The following is a 12,321-nucleotide window of genomic DNA, read 5'->3' on the forward strand; positions in this document are numbered from 1 at the left end:
TAATTAAACCAATCGTTGATTTATAATACTGCGAACGATATCTATCGCCACGTTGTTGTATCGGTTATAAGGTATGATAATATCTGCATACTCTTTAGTAGGTTCTATAAATTGCTGATGCATAGGTTTTAATGTAGTCTGATAACGGGTAAGCACTTCTTCTAAATCTCTGCCACGCTCAGCAATATCACGCTTTAAACGACGTATTAATCGCTCATCTGAGTCTGCGTGAACATATATTTTTATATCAAAAAGGTCGCGTATTTCGGGGTGGGTAAGTATAAGAATACCTTCTACGATAACTACTTTACGCGGGTGTGTGATAACCTTGTCACTGGTACGATTATGTTTTACAAAAGAATAAACAGGTTGTTCTATTGTTTCACCTTGTTTCAACTGTTCAAGATGCTGACATAGCAATTCAAAATCAATAGACTTAGGGTGGTCAAAATTTATTTTTACACGCTCATCATAGCTTAAATGAGACGTATCTCTATAATACGAATCCTGAGAGATTACGGTTACCTCGCCTTCCGGTAGTTCCTGAACAATTTGATTTACCACGGTTGTTTTACCGCTACCGGTACCGCCGGCTATTCCTATAATAAGCATAAAAAATAATTTAGCGCAAAAATAGGAAACTTAACGCACTAAGTGCATCATAGTATTTACCGCTTATTCACAAAATAAAAAAGCACCTTCAAATAGGGATTAGAAGATGCTTAATACTTTATATTTAGATTAATATCGCTTGAGGATCTATTATAAATATTAATGCGGAAGTTTATGTTTTACAATTCCGTAGATAAAGGTGCCCAGAAGGGCTCCTAAAATCACAATTAAAATCGATAGATAACCTGCGCCGGCAAGTACATACATTGGTCCGGGCAGGCACCTGCCAATGCCCATCCTAAACCAAATAATATTCCGCCAATAGCATAGCGAGCAACACTTTTATTTTTGGGCTTCAGGTGCATATCCTGTCCTTTAATTGCTTTTATGTCAAAGCGTTTTATGATTTGTACTCCTATTACGCCCAGAACTAATGCAGATCCTATAATACCATACATATGGAAAGAACCAAATTCAAACATTTCAAAAATGCGAAACCAGGACGCCGCCTCAGATTTATACATTACGATACCAAAAAAAGTACCTATTATTAGATAAACTATTGTTTTCATTATGCGAAAATTAGGGGATAAATAAAATGAATCATTATAAGGCCGCCTGTAAAAAAACCTATAACTGCAATAAGCGAGGGTAATTGTAAATTACTCAATCCTGAAATGGCATGACCACTGGTACAGCCTCCTGCATAGCGGGCTCCAAAGCCCACAAGAAACCCACCAATGATTAAAATAAACCAGTTCACAGGATTACTTAATGCTTCTAGACTAAAAATTTCGGTAGGGAGGTAGGCTTCCCCTGCGCTGTTGATCCCGTATCCCTTTAAAGTAGTGATAACATCTGGAGCAAGTTCAACCGTGTTGTTAGACATAAATTGTGAAGCAAGAAAGCCACCTAGAACAGCACCTACCATTACGGTAAGATTCCATTTTTCATTTTTCCAATTAAACTTAAAAAAGTCTGATGCTTTACCTGCACCTGTAGCAGAACATAAGGTTCTAAGATTTGAAGACATCCCAAATTGTTTACCTGCATAAAGAAGTATAAACATTGTAAGGGCGATTAAAGGGCCGGCAACATACCAGGGCCAGGGATTATAAATCCAATTCATATTTAGGGTTTAATAGGGTTTATTATATAACTGTCTATAAGTCGAGCAAAGAACTACAAACTTGCATGAGATGTACGTAACCTGAGTTACACAGATTGATTAAAATGAAGAATTAGAGTACTCTATTTTGCAAAAAGTTCAATTAAAATACTTCTAATTGCTAATGCGCTAATTGTGTTAAACAAATCTGATTTTTAGGTATTAACCTATTAAATTAATCGAAATTGGACTAAGCAAATACTTAAGTAAACAGTTGTTAATCATTAATGCATTTATAATTTAAACTATGCGACTACGTATTACCTGTAATTTGAAGTTTGAAATTGTAGTACCTACCCCATTTATTCTCATGCTCAGACCACGCAGCGGAAGTCAGCAGTGGGTAGAACGTCAGGAGTATGAATTAACGCCTAGCACTGCTGTAAGCGAGTTTACAGATAATTATGGTAATTTGTGTCAGCGATTAACAGCTCAAGAGGGTTTGTTTTCTATAGCTACAACCTCAGACGTTGTCACTTCAGAATATAGTGACCAAAATTTTGGAGCTCCTTTTGTTGAAATTCAAAATTTACCAGATTCAATATTGAGTTATTTATTACCCAGTAGGTATTGCGAGTCTGATTATTTTAACGATCTCGCTGTTACAATCACTCAAGGTCAATTACCTGGTTATAATCAAGTGGCAGCAATAACAGAATGGGTGCGTACTACTATAAGTTATATACCCGGCAGTAATAATGAACCCTTATCTGCGGTACAGGTAAACAATAAACGCTATGGTGTATGTAGAGATCTTGCACATTTAGGAATTGCACTATGCCGCAGTTTAAGCATTCCTGCACGTATTGTAGTGGGGTATTTATACAATTTACAACCTATGGATATGCACGCCTGGTTTGAAGCCTATATAGGGAACAGATGGTACACCTTTGATGCTACACAGCGAGGAGCACAAGGAGGTTACGTTATTCTGGGTTTAGGACGCGATGCCGCAGATGTGGCTGTTTTTAACCAATTTGGACCATCTGTATTTCCCTATGAACAGCTTGTAAAAGTTGAGCGTATTGCTGAATTTTAATGAGATAAGTTTACTTACCATATAGATTGAGCATACGCTGAACTCCATTCATTTTTTGTCTAAAAATTGTCAATATTTATTAATTAAATATAGAATAGCCAAATATTAGAGAAGTACCTCTAAAGTTGGAATCCCAATTTGGATAAATACCTAAAAGGTTTCGTTTTAAATCATGTCTTAATTCTATACTGTATCTATCTCTAAATTTATAACCTAATCCCAAAGCTAAATTGGGATTACTTCTAATATCTAACGATGTTTTATTTCTACCTTCACTTCGTTCAAAATCTACTGAAGAACCAAAATCTATACTAAACTGATACAGTACGTTTACAAATAATTTTGAATTATTATTTATAAATAAATAATGTCTTAAACCTAAAGGTATTTCAATACTTTGATAATCGACAGTACTTGTCAACTCTGTATTAAAACCTTCATTGGGATCAAAATATTTAGTTTTATAAGATTGATAGGTAGGCTCTAGCGTTAATGCCCATTTATTATTATTGAATGGAAGAATAAATTCGGCTTCAATACCTAGTCTTAATGAGAGTTCACTTTCAAAATCGGTATCTCTGTCATTTCTAGAAGAATTTTCAATAGATAACGCGCTCGATTTTAATCCCGGTCTAAAGGTTAAATTAAATATATCGCGCTCAGGCTCCAGTTCTGCAACTTGAAAATCTGGGTTTATACATTTATTGTAATCAACAAAGTAATTTATAAGATCACGCTTGCCATACTCTATACTTTCTAAATCTGAATTCTTTTTGTTATCACAATTTACCTCGTTAAAGAGTTGTTGTAAATAATAGTTGTTTGATCCTAATTTACTATTTGAGGTTAGGTATTGCTTATAAATTAACTGCTTGATTTCTGAATTCTTGGTACTGAAAAAATAACGACTTAGTTGTCCCTCACGATAAAAGTAAAGATTCGCATCACCTTCAACCAGTATTTTTAATAATACGGTCTCATTAATAAATTCAGGTTCGCGGTTTTCATCAAGATCTTTAATTTTATTACTTGTTTTATCAATATCTACAGTGGCTTTGACATATTTAGATTTATTAATAACTGAAAATTCTTGGATATTAGCAATTACAGCCTTTTGAATATCACCATTATCGGTAAGCATATATTCAATTTCTGTAGGATTATTGTTCCAATCATAGTTCTTGATTAAGCATTCAATTTTATTTCCAGAATTATTTATAAAGTATCCTTTTTCAAACGACGTTTGAGCAAAACATTGGACTCCTATAGTCATTAAAATAAATACGAAAAAAGTAATTTTTGACATGTGTTGTTAATTTACAGTTGATTATTAGAAATAATAATTACGAAAATAGAATTAATTATAATTTAATATTTACTGAATTCTGTAAAATTTAAAATTTATGGAGTTATACAAATCGTATTGTTATTTATTATAATTCTAATAATTACTCTGAAAATCTATTAAACCTTATCTTCTCTACAAATAATAGAGTACACAGAGTCTTTTAAACTTAAAAAGGCAACGGAAAAATGAAATATCAATTTCCGTTGCCTAAGCTCATAAATAGATTGCTTAATGATTTTACTTTAGCATTAAGAGTATCTAACTTTTCTAATTATAGGGATATATTAAAGTAAGTAATTACTTTTTATGAACTGTTTCTGCATGTGTTGCAGTATTCATTATGAATTTTTTTAGCTCAAAGCAGGAGATTAATCAAGCTTTTTAAAACATTACTAAATGAAAATATTAATTTTCAAAATTTAGCGTAGTGTGAGCTAATGATAATAGTACTTTAGTTCTTTACGAGAACGGATGATTTTTTTCTTCTACCCCAAATAATAAATAAAGCGATGCCCAATAAAAAAATATTCATTCCTATAGCTGTAAATTCACCTCTTGATGCGTGAAATATTGCGGCAAAAACCATCACCAGCGCTAAGCCCATAGCTGCCCAGATAGTAAGAACAGGTTTTAACTTAAATACCGCAGGTAGAACTAAACCAAGACCTCCTAAAATCTCCGTGAAGCCTATAAACCTTACTAAACTGAGTGGAGTAGAAGTAACCCAGGGTAACGAATCTGCTAAGACTTCAACAGGTTGTGAGATTTTCATCATTCCTGCCATAATAAACATTGCGGCTAATAGCCCTTGCGCTATCCATAATATAATGTTTAATGCTTTGTTTTTTTGATTTGCCATTTTAAAATTCTTTTAGATTAGTAGCGCACAAAATTGAAGCAGAAAAGATTATCTAAACTTAAGATATCTTAAGAAATGGAAATTGCATTATTTTTTAGCCAGTTTACGTCTTATTTCGCTTAAATATTCTGGAGTAATTCCTATATAAGAAGCTATTAATTTTAGAGGAAGTCGTTGAATTAATGTAGGATACGTATTTGTAAAATCAAGATAGCGCTGTTCTGCAGTAGAACTTAATAAGCCTATAACCCTTTTATTAGTAGCAATTAGATTATTGCGCAATTTAGTAGCCATCTCTACAATACTGTCTTTGTCTAAATCGCTAAATTCTTTAAAATCAGATTTGTTCATTTCTGAAATTTCAGAATCTTCTACAGCCTCGATACACACAATCGCTGGTATTTGATTTGTAAAACTATCTAAATCTGTAATTAACCAGGATTCCGGTGCAAATTGTAGAATGTGCTCTTTTCCGGTATTATCAAGTGTGTAACTTTTTAGACAGCCTTTTTTTACCAAATATCCTTGAGTTGCTATAGACCCTTGCTTTAGCAATATTGTTCCCTTAGAAACGAGAATATGATTTTCACTTTCTAAATTTTTCATTTTGAATATTTCATATCGATACAATCGCTAAAACTAAAAGAAAAAAATAAATAAGAAGATATTTACGATTTTCAAAGCTGACAGTTTTTGTATGCTGTTACATCTTCTATTTCAACTAATTTATTTACCATAAATGCTGCTGTTTATTTACCCACAACTTTACTGCTAACCGTAGAACATATTAGGCTTTCTGTAGCTAAATTATTTAAAGTCATTAACAGCATCACCTAAATCGTAAACCAAAACCTCTCTTATATGATTAGCGACAATACTACTTCCGGCAGCGCTGCGATATCCGCCCGCACAATGTACTACAATAGGTTTATCTGTAGGTATTTCAGCAATACGCTCTCTTAACTCGTGTAGCGGTATGGTAAGTGCTTTATCAAAAAATTTACCAGCTTCCGTTTCGCTTTGATTTCTAATATCAATAATTGTATATGCTTCTAAATTTTCTTGGAATTTATTCAAATCTAATACTGAAGATTTTATCCAACTCTGCTCTCCAAGTGTATAAATTTGTTTGACCTGACTTTCGTAGCCAATTTTAGCAACTCGACTTAGTAATTCTTCAGCGTGATTGTAATCTTTAGCAACCATACTAAATTCTTCTTCAGGTTTTACAATAGAGCCCAACCACGTCTCAAATTTGTGGTTTTCTTCTAATGCCATAATATTAAAACTATTTCGTTTATGACCATTTTTAAAATCCTGTTCATTGCGTGTATCTATTACTAAACCATCACCGTTTAGATGTTCGTCCTTAAGTTTTAGCGGAATATCAGCAATGCTGCCTTTTAGATTAGCTGCACCATTTTTATTGATGTCTACATTATAACCAAAGTAATGCGGAATAAAGGGCTGTGAGTCGAGTAAGTGGTCTACAAACGCACTTTCGGTATGTGTATTAAATGCCCAGTTTGTCTCACGTTGTTCTCCTAATTTACTACTCCCTTCGCTACTCATGTTTTTTCCGCATAAAGAGCCCGCTCCATGAGCAGGATACACGATAGCATCATTAGGTAAGGAATTAAATACTTGAGTAATGGTCTTGAACATTGATTTTGCAAGATCAAGGCGTTTTGCTTTTGTGTTTCCGGCATTTTCCCGTAAATCGGGTCTGCCAACATCTCCTATAAATAAGGTGTCACCTGTAAATAGTGCGGTATTTTCATCTTCTGTAGCTACAATTGTAATACTATCTGGGGAGTGACCCGGTGTATTCAAGGCTGTAAAAGTTACGTTTCCTATTTTAACAACATCGCCGTCATCAAAGGTTTTATGGGTATAATCTGCACCAACGAGTTTACTTGCATAAAGTATAGCGCCGGTTTCTTTATGTATTTGTAAATGCGAACTCACAAAATCTGCGTGAGGATGTGTTTCAAAAACGGCAACTATAGTCGCATTATGTTCTTCTGCAAACGTATAATACTGAGCAGGATCGCGCTCGGGATCAACTAAGGCAATTTTATTACCGCATAGTATCGCATAAGAAAAGTGAGAAAGGGGCTTATATTCAAATTGTTTAATAGTCATGAGTCATTAATTTTTGGTAAAAATAATTTAGAAGTTATTAGGAGGCTGTAACCTAGGATACATAACATATAGGCTTATAGAAATTTTAAAAATATACTTAGCTTAATTTGTACAGCGATTAGGCTTGTAAAAATTTAATTAAAGAACGGTTCTAATTTTAAGGAAAAGCTATTTTTAGAGATTACGCGAGAAGGATTAACAAGGCGATGCTATAGGTACTCAGGATTTATTTATAGTTTATTAAACTATAATGAAAATTATTATAAATGGTTCTTTTGATTAAATATAATGCACACTAATTCTTAAAAGGATAGAGGGTTTGATCTTTAAAGTTAGAAGGAAAATGCTCATCTCCCTTAAAACCTATTTCCAGATTTTTTCCGCTCTTCGGAACATATGCAGTACCAAAAAGATAATCCCAGATGCTTAACGTTAGACCAAAGTTCATACCGTACCGGTGCTGAGGTGGTAGTTGTTTTGCGTGGTGCCAGATGTGCATACGCGGATTGTTGAAGATATATCCAAGCTTGCCATAACTCCAATCTAAATTTGCATGGTTGAGGTGACCTACAAATACTGAAAACATGTGCACAATAAAAAACTGTTCAATACCAAAACCTATCATCGCCAGCGGAATGTATTGGACGCTTTTGTAAACTAATGTTTCCATAAAATGAAAGCGAAACTGTGCTGCAAAACCCATCTCTTTTACACTATGATGTATTTGATGAAACTTCCAGAGCCAGGGAACACGGTGTAGCATACGATGCACATTCCACTGTATAAAATCTGCTATTATAAACATAATGAGCAATTGTGCCCATACGGGAAGATTATCTACCTCAACAGCCACTAAATTTTCAATATTAAAAATGCCCAGAAAGTCATTAAAGAGTTCAACACCTACATTAGATAGTGCATTGTAGCCTATTAAGGAAAACAGAAAAAAATTGAAAAGAATATAAAACGCATCGAGCCAAAACCCTTTTCTAATAATGGGTTGCTTTTTACGCCAGGGTATACTAATCTCTAATGCAAAGACGAGAAGAGATAAACCTATTAGCCAATAGAAATAATTGGTCCATCCTGGGTTTGTTATCTCTTGTATGAGATAATCAAAGTAACCTACAAAAGAATCTTCTATTATTTTAAGGTACTTATTCACGTTAGGGATTATGTGTTTTACAGTATATTCTGTCGGTATTTTATTGAATTTCTTACGCAGGCTTAATAATATTAGCCTCTAAATAGTTAAAAATTAGGCCTGCACCTATTGCAATACCAAAGCTCAGGAGAGTGCCTATTAAAACATATTCGGTGAGCTGTCTGTTTTTACCTTCTGTGAGATCACCAAAACGAAACACTGATTTTGCTGCAATTAGAAAGCCTATCGCAGACCAGGCATTAAGGAGTATAAAACCAAAAACAAATAAGCGTTCTAGCATTCCTATTATTTTACCGGCTCCTGCAAGAGATGTACTTTTTGTTTTGCCGGTTTTTGATTTTGCGTTCGGCTCTATGGCGTCTTGCCACGGCTGTAAAAATAAGCGCATTAAAATACTCGTTACAAAAGTCACGAAAAAGCCCAGTGTAAGTAGTAATAAGAGTTTAGGCTGATAAATTAGATCGATGTCAATGTTAAATGGAGCGTAGCAATACACTACAAAACTGATTACAATAAGATGAGCGAGTTGATCTGCAATAAATAGTTTGCTGCCATTCTTTTTTGTCGTGTATTTAATTTTTAGAATGTCTATACCATAATGTGTTATGATAATGCCTAGAATACCCGCAAAATAAGTAGGGTTAAATTGTAATACAACAAGAAGTGCCGCAAGGTGTACAGCAATATGTGCAATTAGATATTTTGATTTATACCCGTTTTTTAATTTATGGTTTACCCACTTTGTGGGCTGTAGTACAAAATCACCAATAATATGCGCGAGAATGAGTTTTATAGCGAGCGTTAACATTAGTATTTTTTTAAAGTTTCTATGTAATACTGAATGAGTCTGGTAATTTCTGCGTAGCCTGCCCTGTTAAGCGCTTTGCTAATTGCGCTTTGCGCTTTACCTAGTATTTCACTTAATTCGGTTTGATTGAGCTGAGGGTGTTCTAGCTGTGTTTTAATTATAGCTGCAGTCACGGGTGGCCATAAATCCATAGTTAAAGTAGCGAGATTTAACATTAGGTTTATAGTGGTATCAAATTCTGCTTGATCTGACTGTAAAACCAGCGTATTTTTTTTAATGGTATCAAAGGCAGTACCCGAATGTACAAAGGCACTCCCATTTGATTGCGTTACTTTAGATGCATTATAATTTTTATCTCCCAGGCCTATTGCTATACGTACATCAAGTTTAGAAAAAGTCTTAATCGCGGCTTTAATATGTATGGCAGCAGCTAGTGCCTGTTCTGCCTGGAGTTCTAATTGGAAACTGTCTCCTCTAAATAATTCCCATTCCTTAGGCTCTGAACCGTATATATTTAATACACGTATAAGTTCTTGCTGCCAGTCATTGCCAGATTGAGAACTAATAATATCTCCTGTTAATACTGCTTGCATATTGATTATAATAAGTATTCTTAATTAGTATTTAAATATACATTAAAAAGGGTATAAATTTAAATATATACTAAATAGAATATAATATATTTTTATACACTATATAGGTTATAAATCATAATATATACTTTAAACGGAATAGTTCCTAAATCAAAAAATTAAAAACCTACAGCCGTATCATCACCGCGACGGTCTGCACCACCTTCAAGAGTTCCGTCTGGTAACACAAGTACGCCATCTACTTTACCTAAAATAACACTATTTTCTTGCTGAATATTATATCCTTTTAAACTCAAACTATCTAGCAAAATTTTACCAAAGGCATTTGGCTCAAAGGTAACTACATCTGGTAACCACTGGTGGTGAAAGCGTGGTGCATCTACAGCTTCCTGCATACCCATACCAAAATCGCTAACATTTAAAATGGTTTGCAACACCGATGTAATGATTGTAGAACCGCCGGGTGTACCCACAGTCATCCACAATTTGCCGTCTTTTTCTACAATAGTGGGTGTCATCGAACTTAACATTCGTTTTTGAGGTTCTATTTTATTTGCTTCTGCACCTATAAGGCCAAACATATTAGGAACACCCGGCTTGGCGCTAAAATCATCCATTTCATTATTCAAGAAAAAACCCAATTCATCTACATATAATTTAGATCCGTAGGCACCATTTAGGGTAGTGGTAAGGGCTACCGCATTCCCAAATTGATCAACCAGTGAAAAATGCGTAGTTTCCATAGACTCATAACCTGCAACTTCCCCATGTTTTATTTCTGAAGAAAGGGTTGCTTTATCAAAACTAAAGTTCTGCATACGTCTATGAGCATAAATTTCACTTGTAAGACTATCAACAGGAATATCATTAAAATCAGGATCTCCCAGATAAAAACTACGATCTGCGTAAGCACGACGTTCTGCTTCGGTTATAAGTTGAATACTTTTTAAAGAGTTATGACCGTATTGTTTAAGATTATAAGGCTCAAGCATTTTAAAAATCTGAGCTAATGATATACCACCACTAGAAGGTGGTGGCATTCCTATTAATTTTAAATCTTTATAAGTAGATACGATAGGCTCACGCCATACAGCATTATAATTTCTAAGGTCTTCAAGCGTTATAATACCACTGTGTTTTTGAATAAAGGCTACCAGTTTTTGAGCTGTTTCACCTTTATAAAATTCATCCTCACCATTTGCAGCAATACGCTTTAATGTTTCGGCTAAAACCTGATTTTTTATTAGCGTTCCTGCTTTTATTTTAACCGTATCGCTTTCGCGGAAGCCGATAGAATACAATGTTTCTTTACCGTTAACCTGATCAAATACAGGAGCATAATTTTTAAAACGTGCCAATTGGTTTTCAGTAATCATATAACCATTTTCAGCTAGTTCAATAACCGGTTTTAAAATATCTGCCATAGGCATAGATCCCAGTTTTTTATGAATGGCAAACATACCGGCCATACCTCCGGGAACACCTACTGCTAATGAACCCTGTCTACTTAGTGAATCTATAGGATTGCCTTCTTTATCCAGGTACATATCGTGTGTGGCTGCGATGGGAGCTTTTTCACGATAATCTATACTGCCGGTCTCGCCATTTGCTTTTCTATACACCATAAAACCACCACCACCTAAGCTTCCTGCAAATGGATAGGCCACATTAAGCGCCATATCTACGGCAATTAATGCATCAAAAGCGTTACCACCTTTTTTAAGAATTTCTGCACCAATACGAGAAGCTTCTTCCCGGGCAGAAACGACCATAATACTATCTGCAAGTTGACCTCGATTGATTAATCTTGTTTCTGTTTTTTCTGTTTTGCAACTGGTAAGAATTAAAGAACAAAGAAATCCTACAACTAAGGTTTGATTGATTTTTATAAATGATACATAGCGTTTAACCATACAAGCAATTATTTTTTTATACTGAATTTTAGGTCGAGTTCTTCCCGTTTTAACTGGCAAAAGTGCCTCAATTCTTCAAAAAAGCGCGTGAATTCGTTCTCAAAATCGTGATAATGTAGTTGTAGATCTTCAACGGCACGGTCCATACCGCTTATGTTACGAGTACGTCTGTTCATATTGTACAAAACTGTGCCTATGCCACTTATTTCAGAATAACTCAGTAACCAGTTATCTGCAATCATATGAGGTATCATTCGCTGAATGCCAGGGGTAAGTAACTCGTAATTTTCATCAAGGCTGTCATAAAATTTTTCTATATATGCAGCGAGCGGTTCATCTGAATAAATACGCCAGTTTTTAGCAAGAAAGTGATCGTATAATATGTCTACAATAACACCACTATAGTGACTGTATTTGCTATGTAAACGCTTAGTGCTTTGCTTTACAATAGGGTGTGAGTCTGTGAAGGTGTCTATACCGCGATGCAGTAAAATTCCTTTTTGCAATTGAGGTAAAAATTCTTTGTATTGTTTTCCTTTTATGCCGTCTGCCATAAAATTACCAAGTGTTACGAGCGTGTCGTCACCAGAAAGATAGATATGCGCTAAATAATTCACAGGCTTAAATTACAAATTATCAACTTAGGGTAGTGGTGTGATTGGCTATATTTG

General features: G+C 34.6%; 12 protein-coding genes and 1 pseudogene. 1 reads left to right on the forward strand and 12 read right to left on the reverse strand.

Features of this window, described 5'->3' with window-relative positions:
• Positions 1-3: 3 nt before the first annotated feature.
• The 3 genes and pseudogenes from udk to P164_RS03760 form a co-directional block, all read right to left on the reverse strand.
• Positions 4-612, reverse strand: coding sequence for a uridine kinase (udk, locus tag P164_RS03750; protein ID WP_028375135.1), 609 nt, complete (start codon positions 610-612; stop codon positions 4-6).
• Between the two features lie 159 nt (positions 613-771).
• Positions 772-1,184: pseudogene (locus P164_RS03755) on the reverse strand (DUF6691 family protein).
• A complete protein-coding gene (locus P164_RS03760) occupies positions 1,184-1,741 on the reverse strand; it encodes a YeeE/YedE family protein (RefSeq protein WP_028375136.1) in 558 nt (185 codons plus the stop codon). Before P164_RS03760 ends, P164_RS03755 begins: the two are co-directional and overlap by 1 nt.
• A 286-nt stretch (positions 1,742-2,027) precedes the next feature.
• Here P164_RS03760 and P164_RS03765 point away from each other — a divergent pair, with 286 nt between their 5' ends.
• Positions 2,028-2,819: a transglutaminase-like domain-containing protein gene (locus P164_RS03765; RefSeq protein WP_028375137.1), complete on the forward strand. Its 792-nt coding sequence runs from the start codon at positions 2,028-2,030 to the stop codon at positions 2,817-2,819.
• Positions 2,820-2,898: 79 nt separating this feature from the next.
• Here P164_RS03765 and P164_RS03770 read toward each other — a convergent pair whose 3' ends face one another.
• From P164_RS03770 to P164_RS03810, 9 genes are all read right to left on the reverse strand, one after another.
• Positions 2,899-4,125 carry an outer membrane beta-barrel protein gene (locus P164_RS03770; RefSeq protein WP_028375138.1) on the reverse strand — a complete coding sequence of 409 codons (1,227 nt, stop codon included), beginning with the start codon at positions 4,123-4,125 and terminating at the stop codon, positions 2,899-2,901.
• 493 nt (positions 4,126-4,618) lie between these two features.
• Positions 4,619-5,026, reverse strand: coding sequence for a DoxX family protein (locus tag P164_RS03775; protein WP_028375139.1), 408 nt, complete (start codon positions 5,024-5,026; stop codon positions 4,619-4,621).
• Between the two features lie 87 nt (positions 5,027-5,113).
• A complete protein-coding gene (locus P164_RS03780; RefSeq protein WP_051621180.1) occupies positions 5,114-5,632 on the reverse strand; it encodes a Crp/Fnr family transcriptional regulator in 519 nt (172 codons plus the stop codon).
• 201 nt (positions 5,633-5,833) lie between these two features.
• A complete protein-coding gene (locus tag P164_RS03785; protein ID WP_028375141.1) occupies positions 5,834-7,171 on the reverse strand; it encodes an MBL fold metallo-hydrolase in 1,338 nt (445 codons plus the stop codon).
• A gap of 295 nt (positions 7,172-7,466) precedes the next feature.
• On the reverse strand, positions 7,467-8,336 hold the full coding sequence (locus P164_RS03790) for a sterol desaturase family protein (RefSeq protein WP_028375142.1): 870 nt from the start codon (positions 8,334-8,336) through the stop codon (positions 7,467-7,469).
• Between the two features lie 52 nt (positions 8,337-8,388).
• The gene (locus P164_RS03795; RefSeq protein ID WP_028375143.1) at positions 8,389-9,144 is read right to left on the reverse strand and encodes a DUF3307 domain-containing protein; all 756 of its coding nucleotides are present in this window, start codon (positions 9,142-9,144) and stop codon (positions 8,389-8,391) included.
• Positions 9,144-9,737: a hypothetical protein gene (locus P164_RS03800; protein WP_028375144.1), complete on the reverse strand. Its 594-nt coding sequence runs from the start codon at positions 9,735-9,737 to the stop codon at positions 9,144-9,146. The genes P164_RS03795 and P164_RS03800 overlap by 1 nt, the downstream gene beginning before the upstream one ends.
• A gap of 158 nt (positions 9,738-9,895) precedes the next feature.
• Positions 9,896-11,650, reverse strand: coding sequence for a gamma-glutamyltransferase (gene ggt, locus P164_RS03805; protein WP_051621182.1), 1,755 nt, complete (start codon positions 11,648-11,650; stop codon positions 9,896-9,898).
• An 8-nt stretch (positions 11,651-11,658) separates the two neighbouring features.
• Positions 11,659-12,267, reverse strand: coding sequence for an ACP phosphodiesterase (locus P164_RS03810; protein ID WP_028375146.1), 609 nt, complete (start codon positions 12,265-12,267; stop codon positions 11,659-11,661).
• Positions 12,268-12,321 lie beyond the last annotated feature (54 nt).

It is taken from the genome of Leeuwenhoekiella sp. MAR_2009_132 (genome assembly GCF_000687915.1).
Classification (GTDB): domain Bacteria; phylum Bacteroidota; class Bacteroidia; order Flavobacteriales; family Flavobacteriaceae; genus Leeuwenhoekiella.

What these genes read in the sequence shown, in the direction of transcription:
- udk (WP_028375135.1), bottom strand. Translation starts at nt 612, where the DNA reads ATGCTTATTATAGGAATAGCCGGCGGTACCGGTAGCGGTAAAACAACC.
- P164_RS03760 (WP_028375136.1), bottom strand. Translation starts at nt 1,741, where the DNA reads ATGAATTGGATTTATAATCCCTGGCCCTGGTATGTTGCCGGCCCTTTA.
- P164_RS03765 (WP_028375137.1), top strand. Translation starts at nt 2,028, where the DNA reads ATGCGACTACGTATTACCTGTAATTTGAAGTTTGAAATTGTAGTACCT.
- P164_RS03770 (WP_028375138.1), bottom strand. Translation starts at nt 4,125, where the DNA reads ATGTCAAAAATTACTTTTTTCGTATTTATTTTAATGACTATAGGAGTC.
- P164_RS03775 (WP_028375139.1), bottom strand. Translation starts at nt 5,026, where the DNA reads ATGGCAAATCAAAAAAACAAAGCATTAAACATTATATTATGGATAGCG.
- P164_RS03780 (WP_051621180.1), bottom strand. Translation starts at nt 5,632, where the DNA reads ATGAAAAATTTAGAAAGTGAAAATCATATTCTCGTTTCTAAGGGAACA.
- P164_RS03785 (WP_028375141.1), bottom strand. Translation starts at nt 7,171, where the DNA reads ATGACTATTAAACAATTTGAATATAAGCCCCTTTCTCACTTTTCTTAT.
- P164_RS03795 (WP_028375143.1), bottom strand. Translation starts at nt 9,144, where the DNA reads ATGTTAACGCTCGCTATAAAACTCATTCTCGCGCATATTATTGGTGAT.
- P164_RS03800 (WP_028375144.1), bottom strand. Translation starts at nt 9,737, where the DNA reads ATGCAAGCAGTATTAACAGGAGATATTATTAGTTCTCAATCTGGCAAT.
- ggt (WP_051621182.1), bottom strand. Translation starts at nt 11,650, where the DNA reads ATGGTTAAACGCTATGTATCATTTATAAAAATCAATCAAACCTTAGTT.